At 63.1% G+C, this 282-nt stretch carries 1 protein-coding gene; it reads right to left on the reverse strand.

Annotated features, from left to right (window positions below; all coding sequences use genetic code 11):
- On the reverse strand, positions 1-282 hold a 282-nt coding region (locus AAEY83_RS14180), incomplete at both ends, for a hypothetical protein (RefSeq protein WP_351059825.1).

Here is a 282-nt window from a genome sequence, read left to right on the forward strand (position 1 = left end):
GGCTGACCCAGCGTCCCGGCGCCGGCTCGTCGAGGGCTGGCACAAAAGTACCCAAAATGACCGAGCGCAGGGTTTCAAATGATTCGAACCCGTCCAGAGATGCGACTGCCTCCAGCCGATAAAGCCCCCCTTCGGGCGGACTCGCAGCGAGCATCACTGACCAGGTGCGATTTTCCTGCACGATTCCACTTGCCGGCTCTGAGCGCGTGGCACCGACCAGCGTCACCGTAACCGTATCGCCCGGCACGCCAAAACCGCACACCACCACTTGCTGCCCGATGG

Source organism: Psychrobacter sp. TB20-MNA-CIBAN-0197, from assembly GCF_040309765.1.
Classification (GTDB): Bacteria; Pseudomonadota; Gammaproteobacteria; order Pseudomonadales; family Moraxellaceae; genus Psychrobacter; species Psychrobacter submarinus.